The 25,613-nt window shown below is 38.6% G+C and carries 22 protein-coding genes; 2 read left to right on the top strand and 20 right to left on the bottom strand.

Annotated features, from left to right (window positions below; genetic code table 11):
- Positions 1-41: 41 nt before the first annotated feature.
- Both fba and HCX62_RS11485 read right to left on the bottom strand, forming a co-directional pair.
- Positions 42-896 (bottom strand): class II fructose-1,6-bisphosphate aldolase, encoded by an 855-nt coding sequence (fba, locus tag HCX62_RS11490; protein ID WP_185504608.1) that lies wholly within the window; start codon positions 894-896, stop codon positions 42-44.
- Positions 897-1,064: 168 nt separating this feature from the next.
- The gene (locus HCX62_RS11485; RefSeq protein ID WP_185639165.1) at positions 1,065-1,985 is read right to left on the bottom strand and encodes a diacylglycerol kinase family lipid kinase; all 921 of its coding nucleotides are present in this window, start codon (positions 1,983-1,985) and stop codon (positions 1,065-1,067) included.
- 313 nt (positions 1,986-2,298) lie between these two features.
- On the opposite strand from HCX62_RS11485, the gene HCX62_RS11480 reads away from it, so the two are divergent.
- Complete coding sequence (locus HCX62_RS11480) at positions 2,299-4,611, top strand: GW domain-containing glycosaminoglycan-binding protein (RefSeq protein ID WP_185639164.1); 2,313 nt, start codon at positions 2,299-2,301, stop codon at positions 4,609-4,611.
- 45 nt (positions 4,612-4,656) lie between these two features.
- Here the strand turns inward: HCX62_RS11480 and pyrG are convergent, their stop codons facing one another.
- The 5 genes from pyrG to HCX62_RS11455 form a co-directional block, all read right to left on the bottom strand.
- On the bottom strand, positions 4,657-6,255 hold the full coding sequence (pyrG, locus tag HCX62_RS11475) for a CTP synthase (protein WP_185503234.1): 1,599 nt from the start codon (positions 6,253-6,255) through the stop codon (positions 4,657-4,659).
- Between the two features lie 367 nt (positions 6,256-6,622).
- The gene (gene rpoE, locus HCX62_RS11470; RefSeq protein WP_185639163.1) at positions 6,623-7,159 is read right to left on the bottom strand and encodes a DNA-directed RNA polymerase subunit delta; all 537 of its coding nucleotides are present in this window, start codon (positions 7,157-7,159) and stop codon (positions 6,623-6,625) included.
- 365 nt (positions 7,160-7,524) lie between these two features.
- A complete protein-coding gene (gene argS / locus HCX62_RS11465) occupies positions 7,525-9,195 on the bottom strand; it encodes an arginine--tRNA ligase (RefSeq protein ID WP_185639162.1) in 1,671 nt (556 codons plus the stop codon).
- Positions 9,192-9,641, bottom strand: a complete 450-nt coding sequence (locus HCX62_RS11460; RefSeq protein WP_003723610.1) for a YwiB family protein — start codon at positions 9,639-9,641, stop codon at positions 9,192-9,194. Before HCX62_RS11460 ends, argS begins: the two co-directional genes overlap by 4 nt.
- A 77-nt stretch (positions 9,642-9,718) precedes the next feature.
- Positions 9,719-10,372 (bottom strand): site-2 protease family protein, encoded by a 654-nt coding sequence (locus HCX62_RS11455; RefSeq protein WP_185639161.1) that lies wholly within the window; start codon positions 10,370-10,372, stop codon positions 9,719-9,721.
- A 72-nt stretch (positions 10,373-10,444) separates the two neighbouring features.
- On the opposite strand from HCX62_RS11455, the gene thmT reads away from it, so the two are divergent.
- Positions 10,445-10,630, top strand: a complete 186-nt coding sequence (thmT, locus tag HCX62_RS11450; protein WP_003729271.1) for a 2-hydroxymuconate tautomerase — start codon at positions 10,445-10,447, stop codon at positions 10,628-10,630.
- A gap of 34 nt (positions 10,631-10,664) precedes the next feature.
- On the opposite strand, the gene HCX62_RS11445 is transcribed toward thmT, so the two are convergent.
- The 13 genes from HCX62_RS11445 to HCX62_RS11385 all read right to left on the bottom strand — a co-directional run bounded on the left by HCX62_RS11445 (position 10,665) and on the right by HCX62_RS11385 (position 25,557).
- Positions 10,665-11,987 (bottom strand): HD domain-containing protein, encoded by a 1,323-nt coding sequence (locus HCX62_RS11445; protein WP_185639160.1) that lies wholly within the window; start codon positions 11,985-11,987, stop codon positions 10,665-10,667.
- 24 nt (positions 11,988-12,011) lie between these two features.
- Positions 12,012-12,848: a lipoyl-[GcvH]:protein N-lipoyltransferase gene (gene lipL, locus HCX62_RS11440; protein ID WP_185639159.1), complete on the bottom strand. Its 837-nt coding sequence runs from the start codon at positions 12,846-12,848 to the stop codon at positions 12,012-12,014.
- Positions 12,849-13,166: 318 nt separating this feature from the next.
- Positions 13,167-13,367, bottom strand: a complete 201-nt coding sequence (locus HCX62_RS11435) for a hypothetical protein (protein ID WP_185392392.1) — start codon at positions 13,365-13,367, stop codon at positions 13,167-13,169.
- Positions 13,368-13,390: 23 nt separating this feature from the next.
- Positions 13,391-13,714 carry a YxeA family protein gene (locus HCX62_RS11430; RefSeq protein ID WP_185639158.1) on the bottom strand — a complete coding sequence of 108 codons (324 nt, stop codon included), beginning with the start codon at positions 13,712-13,714 and terminating at the stop codon, positions 13,391-13,393.
- Between the two features lie 155 nt (positions 13,715-13,869).
- Positions 13,870-15,531 carry a peptide ABC transporter substrate-binding protein gene (locus HCX62_RS11425; protein WP_185639157.1) on the bottom strand — a complete coding sequence of 554 codons (1,662 nt, stop codon included), beginning with the start codon at positions 15,529-15,531 and terminating at the stop codon, positions 13,870-13,872.
- 135 nt (positions 15,532-15,666) lie between these two features.
- On the bottom strand, positions 15,667-16,281 hold the full coding sequence (locus HCX62_RS11420; RefSeq protein ID WP_185639156.1) for a DUF1648 domain-containing protein: 615 nt from the start codon (positions 16,279-16,281) through the stop codon (positions 15,667-15,669).
- A 22-nt stretch (positions 16,282-16,303) separates the two neighbouring features.
- A complete protein-coding gene (locus HCX62_RS11415) occupies positions 16,304-16,936 on the bottom strand; it encodes a nicotinamidase (RefSeq protein ID WP_185639155.1) in 633 nt (210 codons plus the stop codon).
- Entirely contained in the window at positions 16,937-17,461 is a 525-nt protein-coding gene (locus HCX62_RS11410) for a dihydrofolate reductase family protein (protein ID WP_185639154.1), read from the bottom strand.
- Positions 17,462-17,463: 2 nt separating this feature from the next.
- Complete coding sequence (locus HCX62_RS11405) at positions 17,464-18,462, bottom strand: zinc-binding alcohol dehydrogenase family protein (protein WP_185639153.1); 999 nt, start codon at positions 18,460-18,462, stop codon at positions 17,464-17,466.
- A gap of 97 nt (positions 18,463-18,559) precedes the next feature.
- Positions 18,560-18,832, bottom strand: coding sequence for a hypothetical protein (locus HCX62_RS11400; RefSeq protein ID WP_003723623.1), 273 nt, complete (start codon positions 18,830-18,832; stop codon positions 18,560-18,562).
- Between the two features lie 48 nt (positions 18,833-18,880).
- On the bottom strand, positions 18,881-19,792 hold the full coding sequence (locus HCX62_RS11395; RefSeq protein ID WP_185639152.1) for a cation diffusion facilitator family transporter: 912 nt from the start codon (positions 19,790-19,792) through the stop codon (positions 18,881-18,883).
- Between the two features lie 124 nt (positions 19,793-19,916).
- On the bottom strand, positions 19,917-24,509 hold the full coding sequence (locus HCX62_RS11390) for a SpaA isopeptide-forming pilin-related protein (protein WP_185639151.1): 4,593 nt from the start codon (positions 24,507-24,509) through the stop codon (positions 19,917-19,919).
- Between the two features lie 220 nt (positions 24,510-24,729).
- A complete protein-coding gene (locus HCX62_RS11385) occupies positions 24,730-25,557 on the bottom strand; it encodes a Cof-type HAD-IIB family hydrolase (RefSeq protein WP_185639150.1) in 828 nt (275 codons plus the stop codon).
- Between the last annotated feature and the right edge of the window lie 56 nt (positions 25,558-25,613).

Here is a 25,613-nt window from a genome sequence, read left to right as displayed (position 1 = left end):
TGATCCTACCAGTTATTTTTTATATCATCATAAAGTTTGTCTTACGCTTTACCGTTAGAACCAAACTCTTGAATTTTTTCTGAAACAGTTTTGATAATCGCGTCCACACCAGGGCCGATTACTTTACGTGGATCATAAACTTTGTCATCAGTAGCTAATTTTTCGCGAACAGCTGCAGTCCAAACGATTTGGCATTCAGTGTTAACGTTGATTTTGCTGTGACCTAGTTCAATTGCTTTTTTAACTTGGTGTTCAGGAATTCCAGAACCGCCGTGAAGTACAAGTGGAGCACCTGTAAGTTCGGAGATTTCTTTCATTTCGTCAAAACCAAGAACAGGTTCGCCGTGGTAAGGACCGTGTACAGAACCTAATGCTGCAGCAAGTGCATCAATGTTAGCTTCTTTAACTACACGTAAACATTCTTGTGGATCAGCATAGTTGATTCCACCAGTAACTCCGTCTTCGTCTCCACCAACAGTTCCAATTTCAGCTTCAACAGATACGCCTTTAGCATGCGCGTAATCAACAACTTTTTTAGTCATTTCAATGTTTTCGTCGATTGGGTGGTGAGAGCCGTCGATCATTACAGAAGAAAATCCTGCATCGATAGCCGCTTTACAAGAATCAAAACTTGAACCATGATCAAGGTGAATCGCAACAGGTACAGTGATTTTCAGGTCTTCTACAAGTCCTTCAGTCATTTTTACAACTGTTTTGAATCCTCCCATGTATTTAGCAGCTCCTTCAGAAACTCCTAAAATAACTGGTGCTTTTTCTGCTTCTGCAGCTTTCAAAATAGCTTGAGTCCATTCAAGGTTGTTGATGTTGAATTGACCAACAGCATATTTTCCAGCTAATGCTTTTTTCAGCATGTCTGTCATGTTAACGATAGGCATAATACAATTTCCTCCCTCAGGAATTTAGGAAAACCATTTTTGATTTCCCCTAAGATTTGAATTTCCGCCGTGAAAAATAGTGGCAGCTATTTTCCCCTAACAAACATATGATAACAGATTTGTGATGAATTTACCATAAAAACCAGAAAATTTTCTGGTGTAAACGCTTTAGCCTCTAAGACGGTCTGAAATTCGTTTTTCATCGGCAAATACTTCTAATGCTTCCGGGATTACCTCTAATGTATACGTGGCTTTCCCACCATATACACCGTCGTAACTTACATTTAAATCTGCCTCACTTTTTATCACTACTTTATCGGTGCGCACATGAATGACATCCGGACTACTTAAATGCGTTCCTTTTTTTATGGAAGCAAAAAGTTGAAATAATTTTTTAGGCGACACCTTTTTTAAAATTAAAAGTTCGAACATACCGCTGTTTAATTCTGCTGGTGGACAGAGTGTTTCCATCCCGCCAACTGAATTCGATTTATTTACGAAAAACAACAGAATTTCACCTTTGAAAACTTCCTCATTGTAGGCAATTTCCACACTCACTGGTGATAATTTCGGAAGTACTGTAAGTCCACTGAAAAGATACGCTAATCTTCCCCATTTGGATTTCATCGATTCTTTTACAGCGTACGTTATTTCTGTGATTCTTCCGCCTGCTGCATTATTAATAAAAAATTCGGTTTCGTTAGCTTTTCCAATGTCTACCTGAATCGTTTCTTGTTTAGCAATAATCTGAAGCGCTTCGAGTGGATCTTTAGCCACATTTAATGCTCTGGCATAATCGTTCGTTGTGCCTACTGGTAGAATTCCTAGTTTCGGTCTTTTTTCCACTTGCATTAAACCGTTGACGACTTCATTCACTGTGCCATCGCCACCTGCAGCAATCACGACATCATAACCTGCCTCAGCCGCTTGTTGTGCAATTTTTGTCGTGCTCTTTGGTGCTTTAGTTGACGGGACTAAAGTTACTTCAAAATCTGCTTCTGTTAAAATTTTTTCTGCATCTGGAAGTAATTTTCGAAATTTATTTTTCCCTGCTGCCGGATTGTATACTATCATTGCTTTCTTCTGCAAATTGCCGCTCCCTCTTTCCTATAGATATTTTTAGTTTCCTATTTTGGCTTCTTGATGTCAACTTGTTTGACCGAAAAAGGAGAAATCCTTTATTTAGAGTCTTTTTACCTATTACAAAACACATATCTCTACTTCGTTAAAATTACATTTTGTGTACCATTTTGAAATTATATTACTTTTACATTAAAAAACATGTGCAATTAGGTTCATTGTTGCTTATAGCCATTGACTACGACTTCACGTATTGTCATAATTAGTGTAGAATAATTTTATTTCTTATTGAAAGTAGTGTAGTTAGGAGAGGATTTAAACTTTGAAAAAATTAGTAAAATCGGCGGTTGTTTTTACAAGCCTTGCTTTTATTGGCGCGTCCGCTACCATGATTACAGAGAAAGCAAGTGCAGCTTCCACGGAAACCGTGCAAAGTGTAGATGATCAATCCATCTATATTCCCCAAGGAGTTAGGGACGGAACTGCTACGGAAGAACATGACGGCTTTGAAGATGGAACTAATAGCGCACTTAACTCTGTGCCATTACTTCGTGCAACAACAGGATATCCTGACGTTAATTCCTATATTAAATCAAACAAATTTTCAAGCGCATCTATAGAAAAACAATTACAAAGTCAATTTCCTAAATTTAATTACCGTAATGGTTACGGGAAACCTGAAGGAATAGTCATTCATGAAACTGCAAATAATTCTTCTACTATTACAGGTGAGATTAGTTATATGAGTAGAAACTACAATAATGCTTTCGTTCATTCATTTGTAGATAAATCTCGTATTATTCAAATTCATCCAACTGAGAATGGGGTTTGGGGAGCCGGTCAATATGCCAATTCTCGCTTTATCCAAGTCGAATTAGTTCGTTCGAAAACATTTGACGAATTCGCTCGTTCTATTAATAACTACGCCTATTACGCAGCTTATCTGTTAGATCAATATAATCTTCCAGTTGATAGCGCGCATAATGATGGCAAAGGAACTGTTTGGTCTCATGATTCGGTTACACGTTATCTTGGTGGAACAACGCACACTGACCCTGTTTCTTATTTCAATCAATGGGGCTATAACTTCAATAGTTTTGTGACATTGATTAACGAAAAATATAACGCTATTCAAGCAAGCAAAGTCACTTATGACAAAATCGAATATGATAAAGGCGTAACTGCTTATGCAAGAGTAAAAACTGCACCTTATAATGCTGTTTGGACGAAACCTTACAAAACAGAAGGCGCAAAACTTGTAAATCCACTATCTTCGTATGTTGGCAAAAACATGCGTATCTTGCGCGAAGCCAAAACACCAATCACTACTTGGTATCAATTTAGCATTGATGGCAAAACAATTGGTTGGGTTGACACACGTGCACTTGATACATTCTACAAACAAAGCATGGAAACACCTGCCAATCTAACACGTTACGTCGTGCCAAATAAAGCCAGCGAATCCTACTATAAAGTTCCAGTAGCTGATGCTGATGTTAAATGGGGCTCTTTATCCACTTATAAAAACGAAAAATTAACCGTTGACAAACAAGCAACTGTTGAAGGACAACTTTGGTACCGCGTGAGTGCAGGATCCACTTTTATTGGCTGGACGAAAGCCGCGAACTTAACAGCTACTTCTCCTTTCGATAAAATTGAATACGATAAAGGCGTAACTGCTTATGCGAGAGTTAAAACTGCTCCAGGTAATGCCGTTTGGACGAAACCTTATAAAACAGAAGGCGCTAATTTAGTTAATCAACTTTCTGTCTATGCTGGTAAAAATATGCGTATCTTGCGCGAAGCCAAAACACCAATTACAACTTGGTATCAATTTAGCATTGATGGCAAAACGATTGGTTGGGTTGACACACGCGCACTCGATACCTTCTACAAACAAAGCATGGAAACGCCTGCTAATCTAACGCGTTACGTTGTGGCAAATAAAGCCAGTGAAGCCTACTATAAAGTTCCAGTAGCCGATGCCGACGTTAAATGGGGCACTTTAGCCACTTATAAAAACGAAAAATTAACCGTTGACAAACAAGCAACTGTTGAGGGACAACTTTGGTATCGCGTGAGCGCAGGATCTACTTTTATTGGTTGGACGAAAGCTGCGAACTTAACAGCTACGTCTCCATTTGATCCAATCGAGTATGATAAAGGCGTAACTGCTTATGCGAGAGTTAAAACTGCACCGGGTAATGCCGTTTGGACGAAACCTTACAAAACAGAAGGTGCTACTCTAGTTAACCAACTGTCTGTCTATGCTGGCAAAAACATGCGTATCTTGCGCGAAGCTAAAACGCCAATCACTACTTGGTATCAATTTAGTATTGATGGCAAAGTAATTGGTTGGGTTGACACTCGTCCACTTGATACGTTCTACAAACAAAGCATGGAAACACCGACTAATTTAACGCGTTACGTCATCCCAAGCAAAACTGGCGAAGCGTACTATAAGGTTCCAGTAGTGGATGCCGATGTTAAATGGGGCACTTTAGCAACATACAAAAATGAAAAATTAACTGTCGATAGCCAAGCAACTGTCGAAGGACAACTTTGGTATCGTATAAGAACAAGTACTACTTTTATTGGTTGGACGAAAGCTTCTAACCTTAGTGCTACTAAATAATTAAAAAAACTCCCAGCCACACTCGGCTGGGAGTTTTTTATTGTCTTATTTATTGTTAAGTGCTGCGCCAACAAAATCTTTGAACAAGCTTTGTGGACGGTTTGGACGGGAAATGAATTCTGGGTGATATTGACAAGCGACGAACCAAGGGTGATCAATTAGTTCAACTACTTCAACTAAACGACCATCTGGGCTTGTTGCAGAAACAATCATGCCAGCTTCTTCCATTTGTTCTCTATATTCGTTATTAAACTCATAACGATGACGGTGACGCTCTTCTACAAGAGTTGTACCATAAGCAGCCTCCGCTTTTGTTCCTTGCTTAATACGCGCTGGATACAAGCCAAGACGAAGCGTTCCACCCATGTTTTCGATATTTTTTTGTTCTGGTAATAAGTCAATGATGTTGTGGTTTGTTTCTGGTTCGATTTCTGCGGAATGCGCTCCTTCAAGCCCAAGAACATTGCGGGCAAATTCAACAGTTGCCAGTTGCATACCTAAACAAATACCGAAATAAGGTACTTTATTTACGCGCGCATACTCGATAGCAGCAATTTTACCTTCAATAGCACGGTCGCCGAAACCACCAGGAACTAAGATACCATCAACGTCTTTCATGATCTCAGCAACGTTTTCTTTTGTTACTTTCTCAGAATCAATCCAGTCGATTTCGATTTCTGCATCATGGTCATATCCTGCATGACGAAGTGCTTCTGCTACAGAAAGGTAAGCATCTTGCAAGGAAACATATTTACCAACTAAACCAATACGAACTTTTTTGGAAAGATTTTTCACGCGGTGTACTAGGTTTTTCCAATCAGTCATTTCAGCTTGTGGTGCTTCTAATTGCAAGTGTTCAAGGACGATATCATCCATTTTTTGTTTTTGTAAAGAAAGTGGTACGTTATAAAGTGTTTCTTCATCACGAGATTCAATAACCTCAGAAGCTTTAATATCACAAAATAGCGCAATCTTGTCTTTCATTTCTTGTGAAACTGGTTGCTCTGTACGAACAACGATAATGTTTGGTTGAATTCCTAGGCTGCGAAGTTCTTTTACACTATGTTGTGTTGGTTTTGTTTTCATTTCGCCAGCTGCTTTGATGTAGGGAATTAAAGTTGTGTGGATATAAAGTACGTTTTCCGCACCAACATCCCCTTTAATTTGACGAATTGCTTCTAAGAATGGTAATGATTCGATGTCACCAACAGTTCCACCAATTTCAGTGATAATAATATCTGAATTAGTCATGCGAGCTGCACGGAAAACACGATCTTTTAATTCGTTTGTAATGTGTGGAATAACTTGCACAGTTCCACCTAAGTAATCCCCGCGACGTTCTTTTTTAATAACCTCTGAGTAAACTTTACCAGTTGTCACGTTGCTGTATTTATTTAAGTTAATATCGATAAAACGTTCGTAATGGCCAAGATCCAAGTCTGTTTCTGCACCATCATCCGTTACATAAACTTCCCCGTGTTGGTATGGACTCATTGTTCCTGGGTCCACGTTGATGTATGGATCAAACTTTTGAATTGTAACACTAAGCCCACGATTTTTCAGCAAACGTCCTAGTGATGCTGCTGTGATTCCTTTTCCGATTGACGAAACTACGCCACCTGTAACGAAAATATACTTTGTCATGTTAAAAAAATCTACTCCTTCCTGAAATGAAAAACTTGCAGGGTTCTGACGATTTTCCTGCTGGGGTGGGAAATTGCCAGATAAAACAATATTGTGATTATCTTTCTAACGTATCAATCACAATTTCAAGTATTTTGTAAACCAAAATAAAAAACACTCCGCCTACTTTATAAAAGTAAGGGAGCGTCGATTCTCATAAATATCCGTCCCTATAAAAGGGAGCCCAAATAAAATACTACTAATGATAGCGATAGAAGTCAAGTCTTTATTTTTTGAAACCGCCATCAATCCATTAAGTACGTTAAAAAAAATCAGATAGACACTTTTCCATAAAAATGGGTGTGTCTATCTGATTAAAATTTAGTTATTATTTATCTTCTGGGTCTTCTGTATAATCGCCATCAGAATAGTCATCTTCTACAGTAGCTAAATCGCCTTCGATTCCGTCTGGTAAGTGATCATCGTCATCTTCCTCTTCGTCAAGCAAGACGTCAGCAAGAGAGATTTCTTCTTCACCAAGTTCTTCCACGATTTCTTCATCATCGTAGTCCACGTCATCATCCAAGATTTCTTCATCTTCATCGTCATCTTCGTCTGATTTACGTTTTTTCTTAGGAGTAGTTTGTGTTTGAACTTCTTCATCAATTGCATCCATTGGATACCATGCACGAAGTCCCCACATGTTGTTTCCTAATGAAATAAAGTTACCATCAATATTCATATCTGTATAAAATTGAACAAGACGCTCCCTTATTTCAGCATCTTTCAAACCTAGGAACGCTTGAATCTCTTTCACTAATTCAGGGAAAAGAATAGTTTCTTTCCGTTGTTCCAAAATAAAATGTGCAACATCAATTAAAGACAGTTCACTACGTTCTTCTTGCGTTAAGTTCTTTAAATCCAAAACTGGCACGCCCTTTCTATCGTAATTCCAATTTATTTAGCTGTTATTTTTTCGTTCAGCCCAACTTCACTATTTTACATGTTATTTCTGGCAAGTACAACCTAAATTTTCTTAATTACATCAATTCTTCTTGACTATTTTATATCCGATGTAAAAGAATAGGATGGCCATTAAAAGAATTGGGATCGATCCAAGTTGAAAGTCGTAGAGAATATAGATTGCGACGCACAGAAACACGAAAAGCAGCGCCAAAATTATTAATCGCTTCATCATATGCTCTCCCCGTTTTTTCAATTACCTATGTTTCTATTAACTTTAGTACATTTTGGTTATGACGTCAACGAGTAACCTATAAATTTAGGATATCACATTTTTTCTGGTGCAGATACACCCAGAAGCGTCAAACCATTTCTAAGGGTAATTTGTGCTGTCTTAATAAGCGCTAGTCTAGCTTTCGTTACTTCTAAATTATCCATATCGAGTACTTTATTGCTATTGTAGAAACGGTGGAATGCAGCCGCTAAATCGTTTAAGTAGCGAACGATACGATGTGGTGCTCTTTTGGCAGCAGCTTCTGCAACAACGTCCGCGAACTCACCTAGTACTTTTAACAAATCATATTCTGCTTCGGTTTGTAGCAAGCTCATGTCAGCAGCTTCCGTAACTTCTAAACCTTGTTCTTTACCAGAACGTAAAATACTAGAAATTCTGGCATGCGCATATTGTACATAATAAACCGGATTATCGTTAGACGTTGATTTTGCTAAGCTCATATCGAAGTTCATATGTGTATCAGAACTACGCATTGCAAAGAAATATCTTGTCGCATCAAGGCCAACTTCTTCAATTAAGTCACGCATTGTAACAGATTTACCAGTACGTTTACTCATTTTAACTTGAACGCCGTCTTCAAATAAGTGAACAAGTTGAATAATTTCTACTTCCAGTTGGTTTGGCGAGTAACCAAGTGCTTCAATCGCAGCACGCATCCGCGGAATATAACCATGGTGATCCGCTCCCCAAATATCAATTAACACATCAAAGCCACGCTCTAATTTGTTTAAATGGTAAGCGATATCTGGTAAGAAATACGTGTAGCTACCGTCTGATTTGATTAAAACACGGTCTTTATCATCTTCAAAATCAGTCGTTCTTAACCAAGTCGCGCCATCTTGTTCGTAAATATAGCCATTTTCGCGTAGACGTTCTAACGCTGGCAACACTTTGTTTTCTTCATATAGAGACGTTTCTGAAAACCACTCATCAAAAGAAACGCGGAATTCTTCTAAGTCAGCGCGTAATTTTCCAGTTTCGAATGCTAGTGCATCCACACGGAAAACGGAACGACGCTCTTCTTCGCTTGCATTCACATATTTATCGCCGTATTTAGCAGCTAAATCTTTACCAAGGGAGATAATATCTGCACCGCGGTAGCCGTCTTCTGGGAATTCAGATTCTAAGCCTAACGCTTCAAAATAACGTGCTTCTGCTGAAAGAACTAAATTATTAATTTGATTTCCGGCATCATTAATATAATATTCTCTTGAAACATCGAAGCCAGCCATTTTCATAATGTTAGCAAGTGAATCACCAATTGCCGCACCACGAGCATGCCCTAAATGTAAGTCACCAGTTGGGTTAGCGGAAACAAATTCAATTTGGAATTTTTCTCCTTTACCAAAATTGGACTCGCCGTATTTTTTATCTTCTTTTAGAATAACTGGAACTAAGTCGGTTAAATAAGCATTATCTAAATAGAAATTAATAAAACCAGGTCCAGCAATTTCTACTTCTTTAATTAATTTGTTGTCTTTTTTTAGTTCTGGAACGATACTTTCGGCAATTTGACGAGGGGCTTTCTTAGCTACTCTAGCAAGTTGCATCGCAATATTAGTCGAATAATCTCCATGCTTTTTATCTTTAGGTACTTCGAGTAAAATTTCTGGTACTTCTGTTTCTTCTAAACCAACCGCTTGGACAACTGCTTGTTTGATATGTTCAATTAGTTTAATTTGGTTCTTTTGCATGACATTCATTCTGCGTCCTCCTCTATTTTCATTAAAACAGTATATGAGCCGATGTATTCGCCGTGGCTTAGCAAATCATATTGAAAAGCAACTTCGCTCAATACATCTGGCTTATTTTCATATAGTTCTTCCATTGATACTAATTCTGATTCTAATTGTAATTTTCCTGCTCCTGAATCAACAGACGCAGTACTTCTCCTATTATCTCGGAAAAAGTGCATTCTCATATTTACGGCACCACTTCGCATTAAAAGTAGCTCGTTGTCAGCAATTTTAAGAACCGTACGAATTGTTCCAGCTAATTGTTTTTCCTCATAATGCAGATAACGATTGCCTTTATCGCGGTAAAAAACACCCGAAACAGACATATCGGATTTCTCTTCTGCATCCATCTGACGGATGACATTGGTGATATGAATAGTTACTTTTTTTCGTTCCATTTGGTTGGCTGTCATATCGCTTATTTACCCCTTTCCGGTCAGAAGAATAGACGCATTATATTATAGTGAAAAATAGCATGAAAAGCAACAGCTTAATATGACGTCAGACCAAATATTGTTAAAATTACATTTAGAATAAACGGAATAACTGTATCAAAAATCGGTTGAATCGTAAAATTTGAAATCGGTGTTAGTGCGACAACTAGGAAAATAAGCATCGCATATCGTTCTACTGGTTCCAGTTTGGCTCTTGCAGACATTGGTAAAAACTCTACTAATACTTGGTAGCCATCCAGTGGTGGAAGTGGAATTAAATTAAATACAAATAGCACTAAATTTAATTGCACAAAAATCATTAAAAATGTTTCCGCAACGGAGCCATATGTAAAGAAATCATAATTTAAAAATAAAGCGTAAAAACCAACGCCAATCATCGCAAGCAGTAAATTACTTACTGGTCCGGCAAGCGAAACAAGGATGCTTCCAAGTCGACGTTTTTTTAATTTAAAACGATTGACCGGGGTCGGTTTAGCCCAACCAAATCCGGCTATTAATATCATCAGTAAACCGAATAAATCGATATGTACAATGGGGTTTAAGGACAATCTTCCTTGATTTTTGGCTGTGTCATCTCCGAAAGCCAGAGCAACCAGGGCATGTGCCCATTCATGAATCGTGAAAGCAATTAAAAGTGTAACTAAAACATACGGTATCATTTCTATTGGGTAAGCGAGAAAACTAGGCATAAGTGCCTCCTTATCTTTTATTGAGTAATTTTTATATGCTATAATGAAAAAAACGTTGATCGAGGTGAGAAAATGCCATTTGTTACCATTCAATTTTTAGAAGGTCGTAGTGACGATCAAAAGAAAGCTTTAGTTAGCGAAGTAACCGAAGTTGTTTCCAAAAACCTAAAAGCGCCGAAAGAAAACATTCATGTGATTTTAGAAGAGATGAAAAAAACAGATTACGGTGTTGGCGGCGTAAGAAAATCTGATATTTAAGCGTTCAAGAAGCAAGGTTTATCGCCTTGCTTTTTTATTTTTCTTTAAGGGAATGCGCATGAATAAGCGAAATCATTCTTTCAGCAATCGCTTGGTCCACACGCCCGCTTTCGATAAAATCAAGTGGATAATACAATTTAATATCAGTTCGTCGTTCTCTGCCAATCGCTTCAACAACCGGAGACTCAGTCGATAATTCGCGCAGTTCCCCGTTCCCCATCAAAAGCTTAATCGGATCTTTCCCGCTACCAACCCCAGGAAGATAGTAATCGTAGGGCAAATCACTGGAAGAATCAATGACTAAATAATACGACGGGTCAATATCTGCTTTTTCAAGAAGGCCTTTTAATTCCGCATAAAGTTCCGAGTCTTCTTTTGGATCGTAGTTAATATATCTAAGCAATCTCCTATTCAAAAAACGGCTACATAAATCACTTAAAATCGGATCCGCTTCCTCTTGCCAAATGGAAAAATAATACATTAACACAATATCATCAAGCCTAATATAGTCTTTTAAACTAACTTCATTTAAAAAGAACGGCAAAACTTGAATTGGCGTAACTTGAAATTCATAGCCAGCGCAGTATAACTTTTTGGCGCGTTCAAGGATTTTCCATAATAGTACTTCCCCACTACGACTAACTGGATGAAAATACACTTGTTGGTACATTTGATAGCGACTCATAATGTAGTCTTCTACCGCATGCATCCCAGAATATTTTACAATGACCCCATTGCCATCCGGACTCGGTCGCAGTACGCGTAGAATCCGCTCAATATCAAACTTCCCGTAACTAACACCAGTATAATAGGCGTCGCGCAGTAAGTAATCCATCCGGTCCGCATCAATCTGACTCGATATCAACTTCACTAATGTTTGGTTAGGATAATTTTTCTTAATAATAGATGCGACCTTTAGCGGAAACTCTTCTCCCACTTGCATTAGGACTTCACTAACTTCTGTGTCACCAATGATAATCTCTTGCGTATATGCTTCATGATCCGTCCCAAAAACTTTTTCAAAAGCATGAGAAAATGGCCCGTGACCTAAATCATGTAAAAGTGCCGCACACAAAGCAACCATGCGCTCTTCTGGATCAAGTTGCGGTTCATTCGCAAATGTGACGTCAATGATTTGCCGAACAATTTCGTAAACACCTAGCGAATGGTTAAAACGGCTGTGCTCTGCCCCATGAAAAGTGAGCGAGGTTGTTCCTAGTTGATGTATCCGCCGCAAACGCTGAAACTCTTTTGTAGCTATTAAATCCCAAATTAATTTATCAGAAACATGTACATAGCCATGCACCGGGTCTTTGAATACTTTCTCTTCAAGTAGTTTCTCTGTTAAATAACTCATCTAGCACCCTCCTCTCAAGTAAGTTCACGCAAGCACTTTATCATTTCGGGCAATTAAACGTTCGTAATAAGCTGGAAAAAGATCTAACTCTTCCGCTGTGAGCGTCCCCGATACAAGTTCGTCTGCATAGTGTCGCAAACTGTTGAAGAGGCGCACCAAAGTGTCATTGATACTAATATCATTCTTCATTAAATCCGCAAGCGACCCCATCACATTTGGATCTACATCTGGAAAAGTATATTTTGTTTGCTTTTCTTTCCCGCTAATCGTATAAAATTCGCGAATCAACTCCGAACGAGCCGTTTGATCCCCTTCAATCGCTAAATAAATCTGAACCGCTACGCCTTTCGCCATTCTACGCTGAGAAATACCAGCAAATTTCTTCCCTTGAATGCTAAGGTCGTAACTTCCAGGACAATAAGAATTAACGATTTCTTTCGCTTCAATTACTTCATTACAATCAACGAACATATCTTTAATTAGCGTAAACATGGTTTCGTAGCCGCGCTCAATCGCAATCCCGCGCTCTGCATCTGGAAGTACCATCGACAAATTAAGCACACCAGAATCAAGCACTACAGCCAACCCGCCGGAATTCCGGACAACCACGCGGTAACCTTGTTCTTGTAAAAACGCAATTCCTTTATCTATATCCGGCAACTTAGAATCTTGAATTCCAAGCGAAACCGTTTTTTCATGTACCCAGCCGCGAACAGTAGACGGCGCTATTCTCGCTCCAACCGAACGACATAGCGTATCATCTGTAGCAAATGATTGAATCGCATCAAAAGCTGGATTAATAGTTGTATTATCAATAAAGCGCCACACATCTTGTTTTAGTAAGGTGTTTTCAATATTCATCTCTATGCCCTCCATGATTTTCTTTTTGTTATTATAGCATACCGACTCCTATTTTAGGTGCAAACGGCTTAAAATAGCCATTTAATCATGAATTATGTTTTTTGGACGGTTATTTGACTTTTTTACGTTTAATGTTGAAAACTAGGGCTGTAATGATTGATATAACAACAGATTTTACGATTATATCTTTTTTCATTTCTATCGCCTCATTTCCTTTATCTTATTATAACAAACTTACCATACAAAAAAACCTAACTTCTATAAAAGAGATTAGGTTCTTTATATCTAAAAGCCTAGGGAGCTTTTTTAGCGAGTCTATTACCAGTTGTAGCGGTCTTCATTATCACGACTTGAGCGTTTCGGGGAATTGCCCCACATGCGGTAAAGCACATATCCAATTCCACCTAATATAATAACTGGGAATAAGAAGTGAAGTGTGATTCCAACGATATCAAGTACGATATTAAGTGCAATAAATCCTAAAATAATAGTGAAAAATATTTTCCAAAAACTGTTCATGTTCATTTCCTCTTTTCTAATTTTTATTTACTACTTGCAAGCGGAACACTATTTATTTCCTTGGCTTGAACGAGTAATTCATTGTCTTGAACGACGATTTTATACTGCTTATTCTTTTTAAGTTGTGTAGTTGACATGAAGTTAACTTTACGACTGTTTCCTTGATTATCTAAACACGATTCATGAAAAGAGTAACCTTTGAACTTTGACTTCGTAACTTCTTTTCCATCGTTTTTGATTGTAACGTAATATGTATTTGCTGCTGTTCCAATTGGTGCTGAAAATTCAATTACAACCATTGTTAATACAAAAATTGCAGCCAGTAAACCGAAAAGTCCCTTTTTCATTGTTTTTACCGTCCTTTTTTGTTGATAAGTTTATTATAGAGGACATCTAAAATTGGAACGAACGGCTCTAGGCTGAAAATTGGTACATCCTAAGTCTTATTTTCATTCGGGCATAAAAAAATGAGCCTAGTTTAGTTAACTAGACTCATTTCAGATTAATTTTTTTCAATCCATTTATAGTTTTCTGAACCGATTGGATACGCGGTGTAGTTTTCCAGGTTGCTTTTTTGTAAATACGCGCGGCCGCCTTGGTATAGCGGGATAAGTACGGCGTTGTCTTTTAGTAAAATTTGTTCTGCTTCAAGTAATGCTTGCCATCTTTTTTCTGGGTCCGCTGATAGTTTACCTTTTGCACCAAGGACTAGTTCGTCGTATTTTGCGTTCGAGAAGCCAGTGTGGTTCCCTGGGCTGTTCGTTAGGAAGAGGTTGAGGTATGTGAGCGGATCTTGGTAATCGCCGCCCCATCCGCCTAATAGCAGTTCAAAATCTTGCGTAACGTCTGCTTGGAAGCTCGCTTGGTTGGTAATGTTTTTTAATTTGATTGTTAGTCCAGGCAAGTTTTCTTCTAGTTGATTCTGGATAAATTCTGTTTGTTTGCGTTGTAAAGAGGTGTCCCCACTCGTTAAGGTAAGCGTTAATTCTGATTTTCCGATTTCTTTTAAGCCTTGTTTCCATGCATCGGTAGCTTCTTGTTGATCAAATTGGAGCAAGTCACCGTTTTGTTTGCGGAAATCTTCTTTTGTTTCTGGGTCAAACATGATTCCACCGGGAACATCTCCGTTTAGCGCCTTGGAACCATTAGCGAGGAGCGTGTTGACCATGCCAGTTTTATCAATCGCCATCGCTAAACCACGTCGTAAGTTTAAATTAGCTAAATCGGTCTTCACACCGTCTTTGCCTTGATTCATTTTCATATAGACAGAGCGTCCAGTTGCTTCTTTATGGAAATTTTTATCGTCTTTATATTGTTTAACAAATTCGCCGTCAAGCTCTACTCGGTCTAATTTATTGGTATTGTATAAATTTAAAGCGGCATTAGTATCTTTTACGACCGTTACATGGATTTTCTCTGTTGGGACATTCTTTTTATCCCAGTAAGTTGGATTTTTAACGTAATCCCATGTCATATTTGTGCCATTCCAATTTTCGAGTTTGAATGGGCCATTGGAAATAAGTGTGTCGCTTTTCGTTCCGTAACGATCGCCTTGTTTTTCTACGAACGCTTGGTTTTGCGGGAAGAACGTTCCAGTCGTTAGGAGTTCTTTAAAAATTGGCACAGGATTTTCTAGTTGAATTTGTAGGGTTTTATCGTCTAACGCTTTGATACCAAGCTCATCCGGTGACATTTCACCTTTGAGGATTTGGGTAGCATTTTTGACGATTTCTTCCATCTGTGGTCCGTATGCTGCGGCTGTTTTTGGATCTACTACTTTTTTCCATGCGTACTCGAAATCATGCGCTGTTACTGGGTCGCCGTTTGACCAATTGGCATCCTCGCGAATTTTGAAAATAAGTGTTTTCCCGCCATCTTTTTCTTCCGGTTCGCTGGCAGCTAGAGCTAGTGCCGGTTTCCCGTTTTTATCTAATCGATATAATCCTTCAAAAATCTGATTGATTACTCGGAAACTTACGCTATTGTCCGCGAGTGTTGGGCTTGCGTTTGGAATCCCACTCGTTTCCATGATGTTCACAACTTTTGTTTTCTTATCGGATGTTACTTTTTCACTTTCCCCTTTATCGCCAGACTGACATGCTGTAAGTACTAGTAAACATAGCAAACTGAGTGCCACTACCATTTTTCTGGCTGTTTTATGCAAAATTTCTCCTCCTCTTTTTGTAAGCGCTTTTTGATTACGCAAAAAAATGACGGACTTCCTGCCACATGCGCGCAGAACTTCCGCCACCATTATAAACCGAAACTGTATCAATTGTAAATATAAACTGTTATATTTTTATTTCTTATTAAGATATACTCCTGAGCCAACAACAATCACACACATCGTCATTAACATTGCTAACATTAAGTAACTGGGATCATTCCGCATAAATAAAGCTAAGATAAAACAGATTGCACCAGCTATATTAAGTGTAACAGTTGTGATTTTTCTAAGTAGGTTTCTGGACCATGCATCAATCTTTTTAAAACCAATCATTGTTAAAAATTTAAAGAGTTTTTTCGAGTATTGAATGTACGCTGCAACAACAAACATGAACGCTCCCGCTGTGATTAGCGAAAATCTACCTGTTGGAATGTCGTAACCTAGCGCATACAAGATGATACTCATCTGAATAATCGTCAACAACACTAACAACAATCTGAAACAATATTCAAACTCCAACAAACTCTCTTGGTTCACTTTTTCTTTCCCGTAATATTCCGTCCCTGTGAACATAATCATTAAAAAAGGAACCAAAATTAAGCCAAGCCATTTTTGCATAAACATATCTGGGGAGAAGTCCGTACCGAAATGCACCGCCACTTCAGAAGGTAGTAGCGGATATAACACAGCAGAAATTCCTACTGTGAAAAAAATTATCATACTAGGAAATATACCAACTTTCCTCATTCCCCTCACCTCTTCCAACCTTTTATTGGCAGTAGGCGACAAGTTCCTCCCTTGTTTCGATAAGTTGAACTTTCTCGGTATTCGCTAATTGCTCTTTTGTTTCATCAAAACCTTGTTCAGATAATGCACGTGTCGCTGGTAAATAGACTAATACAGAAAAGCCTGCCCTACTTAACTGTGTAACTGTAGTTTTCACGCAAAAATCAAATGCTAAACCTCCAACAAGTACTAAATCCACTTTTTGTTCCCGTAAATATTCAAGTACGCCTGTTGAAAGCTGTTCGACAATATCGTGATAACAGGCGCCGTATGGGTGAATATCCGGCTCCATGCCTTTCCAAATAAAGTAATCGTAATCCGTCACAACCGGCAAACCATCCAACAATTCGAAGCCTTTCGTACCTGGTTCGCAGTGTCTCACCCAAGTAAGATCCGCATTTGGATACTTAAGTTTAGCTAACATTTCATCTTTTGAGTCAACCACCCATACGGCATTTTGCGGATGAGCGTCTTTACTGCCAATTCGAAGCGATGCAAGACTCGCCATAAAATTTAGCTCCGGAACGATTTTATCCCCACCCGGAACCGGCAATTCATCCGGACAAAGTGGCGTAAAACCTTTTTGTGCGTCGATATCAAAAGCAGCAATTTTCATTCACTTTTCCTCCAAGTTTTTATAAGTCAACTGTGCAAATTGGCCAAAATGAGTTACTTCTTCTAGTTCTAACGCATGTGTCTGGTCTTCTTCAAAGAGCGGAATTCCTTTTCCTAAGATAATTGGCGCAATCGTTATGACAAAGCGATCAATCGCCCTTTCTTTTAAAAATTGCTTCACTAATTGTGCGCCGCCTACAAGCCAAATTTTTTCGCCGTCGATGTTATTTAGCCATGTGTCTACGGTTCCGGCCACAAAATCAGCGTATTCGTCTTTTGTCCCCGCTTTCGTGTTAGAAAAAACGTAGACATCTTTTTTGCTGTAAGGGAATGTGTCAGTGAGCGAGAAAATTTGTTGATAAGTGGTGCGCCCCATTACGACCGTATCCACATTATCAAAAAAGGCTTCATAACCTGCATCGCCTTCACTATCAATTGATTCCAACCATTCGACACTACCATTTTCATCCGCAATGTAGCCATCCAAGCTAACTGCAATATATAGCGCAACTTGCTTTTCACTCATAATCATTCAAATCCTTTCACTACTAATTTTCCAATCATTTTTCCGGACGAGATTATTTGGTGAGCTTCTTCTATCGTCGCCGCGTTTATTGGAGATAAAACCTTATTCAGTGTCGTCTGCAACGTTCCCCCATCTAACATATAAGCAGCCTCAGTCAAAATTTCATGTTGCTTCACTTTATCTACTGTATCGTATTTCGAGCGAGTGAACATAAATTCATAACTAAACGTAGCACTCTTATCTTTTAAAAGTGACATCTTCACTGGTTCCGCGAGTTCCACAATCGAGCAAATTTTCCCTTGAGGGCGAACGGCTTCTTGCATATCGTCCCAGTGAGCATTTGTGTTATGCAAACATAAAATGAAATCGACACCTTGTTCAAAACCAAGCTGCTTCAATTGTGGCGTTAATTTTTCGCGATGGTTAAGGACGTGTTGCGCGCCGAATTTTTCCGTCCATTCTATCGTTTCAGGACGTGATGCCGTGGCAATGACTTCAAGGCCAACGTGTGCAGCTAATTGGGTTGCAATCGAACCAACTCCCCCAGCCCCATTTATGATTAAAATCGATTTCCCTTCGTCCTCTTCCACAATCCCCAAACGGTCAAAAAGTGCTTCCCAAGCTGTAATAGTTGTCAGTGGCATCGCAGCAGCCTCTTCTAAGCTTAAATTCCGCGGTTTCAAACCAACTAACCTTTCATCGATTAAAGTGAATTCTGCATACGCTCCGGGCCTTGTGACGTCACCAGCGAAATAAACTTCTTGCCCAGTTTTAAATAACGTCACTTCTGAGCCAATCTCCACTACTTCACCAACTGCATCCCAACCTAAAATCCGCACTTCATCGCCTGTGATTTTGGTTGCTTCACGTTGCTTCGTATCGACTGGATTAATGGAAATTGCTTTGATTTTCACTAATAAATCATGACTTTCTGGTTTCGGTTGTGCAATTTCTAGGTCTATAAAATCGGTTGATGCTTTCGTTAATCCTACTGCTTTCATTTGACAACACCTCTCGTTTCCTTTTCCCGAATTTCTTGAAATAATGCACATTTACATAAAAAAAGCCTTCTCTATTTTACCGAGAAGGCTTTAAAACTTATTTTTCGTCAAGTAGTTCGCTATCTTTGAATTTCATTTTTGCGTGACAAGCGGGGCATTTTATTTTTAATTTGCCGCCGTGTGAATGAGTATGGTCGCTATCTTCTTTTTTGGAAAGAAGCATCTTGCTCGCTTTTTTTAGTAGTGGGATAGCGATTATAACACCGATGATTGTGAACATCGCCAGAACCCCGATAAATACTAAGGTTAGGGCAACTATAGCGATAAAAGCTTTTTTCAAAAAATGACCTAAATCAACTTGTTCTTCCATCTAAACCAACTCCTCTAATTGATACGTTTATCATATCATGAAGTGGTATTAATTGCAGTGATGATGGTGAGCATGACTTCCTTCGAGTTGAATTGTACTATGTTCTAAAGAGAAATTTTCTTGTAAATAATGTTCAATATCTACTAAAATTTTATCCCGGTCCGCGTCCTCACTTACGGTCAAATGAGCTGTCAGAGCGTTAAAGTCAGAAGTAATCGCCCACACATGTAAATCATGCACTTCATTTACTCCGTCTTGCTCTTGGAAGAAAGTTTTTATTTTTTCTGTATCGACGTTCGAAGGTTTCCCTTCCATCAAAATATGAATAGCATCTTTCAGGACGCGCCAGCCACTAACTAAGATTAGCGCCGCAACGACAACACTAGCGATTGGGTCAGCGATATTCCAACCTAAGAAGATAATAAGTAAAGCGGCAATAATCGCGCCAACTGAACCAAGTAAATCTCCCAGCACATGCAAGAAAGCACTGCGCATATTTAAGTTTTCGCTCGTATCACCTTTCATTAAAATCCAAGCAACTAAAATATTAATAAGTAGCCCGATAACAGAAATAGTCATCATTCCTGGTCCAATTACTTGCGGCGGATCAAAGAAACGACCAATTGCTTCGTAGAAAATGAAAAGAGAAATCCCAACGAGCGTTAACCCGTTTAGAAATGCTGCTAAAATTTCAAAGCGTTTATAGCCATATGTTTTATCGGAACTTGCTGCTTTTTCACCAAATTTAAATGCTGCTAAACTTAATCCTAGCGCGACAGCATCAGAAAGCATATGCCCCGCATCAGAAAGTAGCGCTAAACTATTGGTCATAATTCCACCAATAACTTCAACTACCATAAATGTAGCAATCAGGATAAAACTGATAAATAATGATTTTTTGTTGGCATTATGCGCATGGTTATGATTGTGTCCATGTGCATGATCGTGGTTATGTGCCATGTGATTACTTCCCCTCTGTAAGTAGCTAATTTCTTTATATGCATATATTAGCATATATACATTTTGAACGCAACCATTCTTATAAAAAAACTTCCATTCTGTATTAGAATGGAAGTTTTGGCTATTATGCTGATTTTTTTCTTAGGTATAATAAACTTAGTAATACTGCACTTTCGCCTAAAATAACTCTTGGAAATAATGATTTATCTCCTGTTTGCGGCAGTTTGGTTATTTCTGTAGCGGTCGCATTGTTTTCATCTGCCGGAATTTCAATTGACCCCGGTTGCGCAGTCCCGCCATCCTCAAATGAAATAGTGCCATTCGCTGCAATTGGCGAATTTTCCGCTTTTATTATCACTGCGTCTACTTGCCCTTTAACTATTTGAAAATTCCACGGCTGTTCCGCGAGTTCATATCCGTCTGGCGCTTTCGTTTCTTTTAGCGAATAATTTCCGGGCGTTAAGTCTTCTATAAAGATTTCACCATTTTCACCTGTTGTTAAATTGGCTTGGATAACCTTTCCTGATTCATCTAAAAGGCTAAAAACAGCTCCACTAAGTCTCATTCCAGTTTCACTATCTGTTTTGATTAATCGCACCGCACCTGTTTCAGATATAACCGGATTCAACTTGGTGTTTTCGGCTACAACAGTAATTTGACTAGTATTATTTGCCACAATTTCAAACTGCCATGGGGTCGTTTCAAGTTGATATCCGTCTGGCGCTTTTGTTTCTTGAATACGGTAATTTCCTGGAGTTAGATTATAAATTTCAAGTTCCCCAGCTTCATTTGTTGTTAAATTTGTTTGGAGCGTCTCACCGTTTTCAGTTAGCAGTGAGAACTCCGCTCCCGCCAATCGGGCCGCGTTCTCGCTGTCTTGTTTAATAATTTTCACTGAACCTACTTCTGGCGTTGGTGCCGATTTCGTGTTTTCAGCTGTAATCGTTATTTTTTGCGGTTGATTTGGTTCGATGGTAAATTCCCATGCATCGCTCGCCAACTCGTACCCTGCCGGCGCCTTCGTTTCTTTGAATGAATACTTGCCCGGGGCCAAATTAGTGATAGTTATTTCCCCGTTATTATCGGTTGTTAAATTACTCGTGATTATCGTTCCGTCAGCATCTAATAAATCAAAGACCGCGCCTTCTAAAGTTTCACCCGTTGCACTATCTTGTTTCACGAGAACTACTTCCCCTGTGTCGATATCCGGTGTCCCTGTTTTATTATTTTCAGCTGTCACAACAGTAGCAGTCGTTTGACCTTTCGTGATTGTAAATGGCCATGTTTTTGCGGCTAAATCATAGTTTGTTGGGGCTTCGATTTCTTGGAACGCGTAATCGCCCGGTTCTAAGTTTTGTACTCGAATTTCCCCATTTCCATCTGATACGAGGTTTGTTTGAATAACTTCGCCCGGCGCATTCAATATGTTGAATTTGGCGCCGGATAATTTAGCATTCGTTTCGCTATCAACTTTGGTTAAGATAACTTCGCCAAGATCTTTTTCATTGTCAACTTGAACTTCTACGGCATCTAGCTTCCCTGTTTCCACACTGAAATCCCATGTTTTTTCTGCGAGTTTATATCCTTCTGGCGCTTTCGTCTCTTTCAAATAATAATTTCCTAAGTCTAAATTATCAATGGTTAGTTCGCCATTTTCATCTGTTGTGAGTCCGGTTTGCAGTTCCGTTCCCGTCTCGTCAAATAGTGAAAATTCAGCTCCGGCCAACTTGGCTCCAGTCGCTTTGTCGGTTTTCACTATATGCACCGCGCCAGTTTCTTTGATTGGCGTTTTTTCATTTGTGACTTGAATGACTTTTTCATCTTGCTCTAACTTCACTTGAATGTTTTCTGTTGAAGCGGTCGGTAGCGAATATCCTTCTGGCGCGCTTACTTCTTTTAACGTGTAATCTCCGTAAATCAAATCGCTGAATTCGATAACACCATTTTTATCGGTTGTTTGTGTATCGACTTTTTTATCATTTGCATATAAATCAAATGTCGCGCCTTCTAGTGAAATACTTGGATCGGCTTTATCCACTTTATTTAAAGTTATTTTCCCCGTTTCGCCCGTTCCCGTACCATCGCCCGTCGTTATTTTGACTTCGATATGTTTGCTTTTTTCGGTCTCACCTTTTGTAATATTATCTCCTGTAAAAGTGACTGAGTTCCCAATCTCTGCCGTCGTTTCTGTATCCGAGGTTAATGTAATCGCTGTCTGGTACTTAATAACATAGGATTGGTTAATTTCGTTTTTAAATTTCACTTGGAAATATTCTAAATTGCTTTCTTCGTCTACGCCTGTTTTCAAATCGTATTCATCTGGTGAAATTGGCGCATTACTTTCTTGTAGCATTTTTCCAGTAACAGAAGTTTGCGCTTTATATACCTTAATACTTGAGGTGTCTAGCTTTTGCCCCGTGCCAAGTGTGTCTGTTACAGTTGCGTTACTAATCGTCGAGCCGGATTGGTTTGCATAAATTTCCCAATCGATGTTGTCGCCTACTTGTTCACCGGCCTTATTAACATATTTATTGGCGTTATCATCAATTACTTCTGCTTCGTAATCCGCAAGCACTTCTTCCCCATCACTTATCACTGCTTTGTTTTTATAAAGTGGCTTGGTGATGCCTACTGGTTTCGTTTTATAGGTAACTTCAACTGGGTGAATTAATGGTTTTTTGAACGTAATGATCATTTGCTCGTTACCATTTTCCTTTTTCGTAAAAGTGACGTCATAATTTTCCGGTGGGATTAAATCACCGACTTGTGGTGTGGCAGAAAAATCGATTTTGTGGATTTCAATAGAGTCTTGAATGAATTCTTGTCCCGAATTAAGCGAATCTTTTATTGTTGGCTTAGCGATTAGTTTAGAACTATTGTTGAAAATTAATTTCCATTCGATTTCGCCTGTTTTGTAATTGAAAACACCATTTTTATATCCATCCGCATCGATGACTTTATCAATCCATTTTGTGTCAGAGTCAGATTCTTCTGCTGTGTCCGTTTTAATCGTTGCATTATTAGTGTATTCGTTATCTCCGCTTGTATGCGTACTAGGATTTACTTGTGTTTTGTAGGTAATTACATGTTGCCCGGTAATATCTCGGTTAAAATTGATTTGAAATCCTTTTTCCCAAGTGCTATCACCATTCAGCGGAACAACCTCATAATCCGCTGAATCTAATTTCACTTGCTCGCTGTCCATTATTTTCAAAGTTGCTGGGTGGAAAATCAATCCGCCTTCTGGGAATTCATCTGTAATGACTGGATTATGAAGTGTTCCACCGTCTTTATTGATGATAATTTCCCATGTTAATTCTCCTGTTTTCGCATTGAAGTTTTCAATTTTTTTATCTATTAGTCCCTCCGTCGGTGAAATTTCAGGGATAAAATAGTCTCCCTCAGCCTCGTTATCAGGGATGTTCGGGGAATCGATTGATGCGGTATTGGAAATCATCCCCGTTGTACCTTCTGGAACGATTGTTTCAAAATAAATCGTATAGTAACCATCATCTGGCAGCTCAATTTTAAAACCAGCTTCTCCCATATCTGTTACCGTATATTCGGTTGGAAGTAACGGCATTCCTGTATCTCCGTTTACAATACGTGTAATTCCGCCAAAAGACTGCTCATCGATGTAAGTATCTACCATTACGGAATTATCTAGTGCGTAATGCCCTTGGTTATATTCTACTTTCCATGAAATTTTATTAGATGTTGTATCAAACAATAGCGGATATTTTTGAATAATTGGATCTCGAGGAATAACAACATTCGCATCCATTACTTCTTCCGTTTCATCCGAAATAAATGTTGCTGTATTGGAAAAAGTAGCTTTATTAAAATCCGTTACCTCTGTTTGATAGGTTATTTGATAGGCTGAATCAATCGGATTTTTAAACGTTAAGCGAAAACCTGTTTGACCAGAAGTGTTTGTTATTTTACTTACGGTATATTCTGAAGGGGCAACTACATCACCTATCTCATAGGTACCATCTATGTGCATATTCATTTCGTGAACTTCAAACGAGTCAAAAAGGATTTCCTGACTATTTCCCGGGAAATCTTCTACTGAAGCATTATTGTGCGTAGCTAACTCTTGATTTATTTTTACTTCCCAGTCAATTATTTGTGCATTTTGAACCGTTGAACCTTTTTTCTCAAAAGCATTAGTGACGTCTGGTTTAATTTTTATTGTAAATTCTTCGGAGTCGTTTTCGCTGATTGGGAAAACGATTGTCGTTGGAGTTTCGTCATCTAATTCCGCTAAATCAAAATTCGTATAAACTTCTACTATGCCATGACTAATAGAATGGTTTTCTACATAATCATTAAAGGTAATCGTCATCATTCCATCAGTTGCTATTTCAAATTCTCCGCAAGAAGCTCCGCCATCACTAATGACTAACTCACCTTGAACTGTTGTATAGATTTTAAATTCTTTGGGGATTTGAATATGGACAGTATCGCCCGCATGAACTTGTTGATTATCCTTAATTGACCAATTGTAAACGACCACAATATCTTCTTGACTATCTACTACTCGATCAGGATCATTTTCACTATCTATCGGTTTACCGTCTCTATCTAAAATCTGAACATCATCAATGATATTATCTAATTCAGTAGCTTGAGCATGATGAGGTACACAAAAAATAATCATCCCTATAATTAAGAAACTCATTAATACTATTGGATATTTTTTCACTGTAACCATCTTTTATTCCTCACTTTAGGTTGAAGTAATTTCTAAATTACTGTACCATGCTCCGCGAGGACCGAACTCTAGTTTTATACTCTTATAAACGCGCAAAAAATGAACAACCTTGCTTTTTTATCCAAGTATTGGCTTTCTAGCAGGATTTTCACAACTTTGACATAAAGTTCAAAAAAAGAACCATTAGATTAGTGAAATATTAATCCAATGGTTCTTTTTCTTATAAAATTTCTTCTTGCATAAATAATCCTAGTCCACCAATGTCGTGATGTTTAGCGATTTTATCTGCTTTTTCTAAAGCTAGCGGAATACCATTTTCCATTGCTACGCCGATTTTGGCTAGTTCAATCATACCAACATCGTTTTCGTTATCACCAAAAGCAATCGTTGCGTCGAGATTAATGTAGCCATTTTCCGCAAGATAAGTTAGGCCTTTCGCTTTATCAATGCCTTCATTCATAATATCAATTAAATTCGAAGCAGAGGCAAGGACAGAAAGCGGCAATCCGTCTAACGCTGCTTTGATTTCTGCTCGTTTTTCTAAATCTGATTCAATGACAAGTACTTTTAATGGAAACTCCCCTTCACGAAGTACACTGAACGGGTCAGCAGTTAAAGTAATCGGAACTTGCTCATTTTCGGGTAAAGTTTTATTTAATTCATTGAAAAAAGCAATTTTGCCTGTATTGGTTGGTCCGATAATTCGCTCTGTTGTGTAAATGTGGTAATTTACGCCAAGTGGTTCAAGCGTATCTAAAATTGTATGTACTAAGTCCAGCTCGATGTTACTTTTATATAAAATTTCTCCTGTCGTAAAATCGCGTACCAATCCGCCATTACAGGAAATAACTGGTGTTTTAATTTTTAGTTCGTGGATAAATGGTAATATCGCTAAATCCAAACGGCCAGTTGCTAGGAAAAGTTTCTTGCCAGCTGCTTGCCAATCCATTAAAACTTCCTTGTTTAGCGGATGAATTTGGTCTCCTTTTTTTACAAGTAATGTTCCGTCCATGTCTGTAATAACTGTGTCAATTGCTAGATTTGCCAATAGTTTTCGCACCCTTCTAAAATTCCGTCATTATGTATCTCGATTATAGACGAAAT

It is taken from the genome of Listeria swaminathanii (genome assembly GCF_014229645.1).
GTDB classification, from domain to species: domain Bacteria; phylum Bacillota; class Bacilli; order Lactobacillales; family Listeriaceae; genus Listeria; species Listeria swaminathanii.
The sequence above is the reverse complement of the archived record's forward strand: the minus strand, read 5'-3'. Positions and strand labels throughout refer to the sequence as shown.

Excerpts from the sequence above, each read along its gene's own strand:
- fba (WP_185504608.1), bottom strand. The coding sequence starts at position 896 with ATGCCTATCGTTAACATGACAGACATGCTGAAAAAAGCATTAGCTGGA.
- pyrG (WP_185503234.1), bottom strand. The coding sequence starts at position 6,255 with ATGACAAAGTATATTTTCGTTACAGGTGGCGTAGTTTCGTCAATCGGA.
- argS (WP_185639162.1), bottom strand. The coding sequence starts at position 9,195 with ATGAATGTCATGCAAAAGAACCAAATTAAACTAATTGAACATATCAAA.
- HCX62_RS11460 (WP_003723610.1), bottom strand. The coding sequence starts at position 9,641 with ATGACAGCCAACCAAATGGAACGAAAAAAAGTAACTATTCATATCACC.
- HCX62_RS11455 (WP_185639161.1), bottom strand. The coding sequence starts at position 10,372 with ATGCCTAGTTTTCTCGCTTACCCAATAGAAATGATACCGTATGTTTTA.
- thmT (WP_003729271.1), top strand. The coding sequence starts at position 10,445 with ATGCCATTTGTTACCATTCAATTTTTAGAAGGTCGTAGTGACGATCAA.
- HCX62_RS11445 (WP_185639160.1), bottom strand. The coding sequence starts at position 11,987 with ATGAGTTATTTAACAGAGAAACTACTTGAAGAGAAAGTATTCAAAGAC.
- lipL (WP_185639159.1), bottom strand. The coding sequence starts at position 12,848 with ATGAATATTGAAAACACCTTACTAAAACAAGATGTGTGGCGCTTTATT.
- HCX62_RS11435 (WP_185392392.1), bottom strand. The coding sequence starts at position 13,367 with ATGAACAGTTTTTGGAAAATATTTTTCACTATTATTTTAGGATTTATT.
- HCX62_RS11430 (WP_185639158.1), bottom strand. The coding sequence starts at position 13,714 with ATGAAAAAGGGACTTTTCGGTTTACTGGCTGCAATTTTTGTATTAACA.
- HCX62_RS11420 (WP_185639156.1), bottom strand. The coding sequence starts at position 16,281 with ATGAGGAAAGTTGGTATATTTCCTAGTATGATAATTTTTTTCACAGTA.
- HCX62_RS11415 (WP_185639155.1), bottom strand. The coding sequence starts at position 16,936 with ATGAAAATTGCTGCTTTTGATATCGACGCACAAAAAGGTTTTACGCCA.
- HCX62_RS11410 (WP_185639154.1), bottom strand. The coding sequence starts at position 17,461 with ATGAGTGAAAAGCAAGTTGCGCTATATATTGCAGTTAGCTTGGATGGC.
- HCX62_RS11405 (WP_185639153.1), bottom strand. The coding sequence starts at position 18,462 with ATGAAAGCAGTAGGATTAACGAAAGCATCAACCGATTTTATAGACCTA.
- HCX62_RS11400 (WP_003723623.1), bottom strand. The coding sequence starts at position 18,832 with ATGGAAGAACAAGTTGATTTAGGTCATTTTTTGAAAAAAGCTTTTATC.
- HCX62_RS11395 (WP_185639152.1), bottom strand. The coding sequence starts at position 19,792 with ATGGCACATAACCACGATCATGCACATGGACACAATCATAACCATGCG.
- HCX62_RS11390 (WP_185639151.1), bottom strand. The coding sequence starts at position 24,509 with ATGGTTACAGTGAAAAAATATCCAATAGTATTAATGAGTTTCTTAATT.